This is a genomic window from Leuconostoc fallax (assembly GCF_004354645.1).
GTDB lineage: Bacteria > Bacillota > Bacilli > Lactobacillales > Lactobacillaceae > Leuconostoc_B > Leuconostoc_B fallax.
In genome coordinates, this window is record NZ_PUFI01000001.1 from 1 (window position 1) to 1,303 (window position 1,303).

The 1,303-nt window shown below is 34.5% G+C and carries 2 protein-coding genes; both read right to left on the bottom strand.

All coding sequences use genetic code 11. The annotated features are described in order from the left end of the window. Positions 1 to 209 precede the first annotated feature (209 nt). Positions 210 to 866, bottom strand: coding sequence for a replication protein (locus tag C5L23_RS00005; protein WP_010008895.1), 657 nt, complete (start codon positions 864 to 866; stop codon positions 210 to 212). A 56-nt stretch (positions 867 to 922) separates the two neighbouring features. Beyond that, complete coding sequence (locus tag C5L23_RS00010) at positions 923 to 1,081, bottom strand: protein repA (protein ID WP_068281361.1); 159 nt, start codon at positions 1,079 to 1,081, stop codon at positions 923 to 925. Positions 1,082 to 1,303: the final 222 nt, after the last annotated feature.

The following is a 1,303-nucleotide window of genomic DNA, read 5'->3' on the forward strand; positions in this document are numbered from 1 at the left end:
TTTCTTTTAAAAACTTTCGTATCTCTGTAAATGAACGTGGTGGTATGCTGATCTTGAAAAAAGCTTCATCCCAGGTTTTTAATTCTTTACCACAAATACTACATTTAATGGTCATTAGTATTACGCCCCTTTCTTAGAATGGCAAAAGCAATAATGAATGCAATTAGTGAACCTGACAATAATAATATAGCAACAACATCAATAAAATTTTAATCCGACATTTTATTGATGTTTTTACTAGCATACTGTTGTTTCTGCCAATTTGACTTGATATATTCTTTAATAAAAAGCGTATTTCTTTCAGTTAGAAGTTCGAACCAGCCAGCTGGTGCTTCCTCAGACATGCAATAATCTGCAAAGTCTTTTAAATGCATAATTTCATTTTCAGAAATAAAAGCCAACATGTCACGTAAGGCTTGGCGCTTATCGCCAGTAGAAAGAGCTAAGCAACTCTCTAAATCAAAGCCTCCAAAGGTCTCAATATCAGCATTATCATACTGATATTTTTCAGGATTATCCATATGTGTCAAGTACCTAACAGCGCCAGTTAAACTACTAATTCTTTGAGGAGCAGGCGCCCTTAAAGACCTAGCAATTTCATCAATTTGTTCAAAAGATTTGTTCCCTTTATAGTTCAAAACAAGATGATAGTGAGATTTTTTCTTTTCTCCATCAGGGTTAACATCTTTATCATGTAAGGGACTGACAGCAATAGGCTCTTGCCTGATAATATCTTTCCAATTTTCAGGAAGACTTTCAGGATAAACAACAATACCCCAATTACGACCACGTTTATAAGGCTGTTTTGTTTTGGGATTTTTATTCGGACGAGGTACCGTCCAATCGATTTTAGATTCACTTTTCATATGTTATAATTACCTCACAGACTTTTAGATTGCGTCCTATGCACAGGGCGCTTTTTTTATTGCCTATAAATAGTTCCAGCTTCTGCAACCTGATTAACCAAAAAATTAACCAATCCAGATTTAGTCATGCCATATTTCTGGGCCAATTCTTCCAGCTTTCCATTAGTTTCAACAGGTATAGACAAAGTAATTTTTTTCTTTTCAACTTCAACCATCAAAAAACCTTCTTTCTTACTATTTTTATCTCTATTCCATCATTATATTATACATACGTTAGAAATACAACATTTTTTATAAAATCTCAAAACCTCCCGAAAACCCCTAACCTAAAAGGTTTCTTGAAAAAAGTATTCTGTTTAATGGACAATGGACACATGGGGGGTGTCGTAGTACCCCCATGTTTTTCGCCCAATTTTTATCCCACTCAAACCAAACCA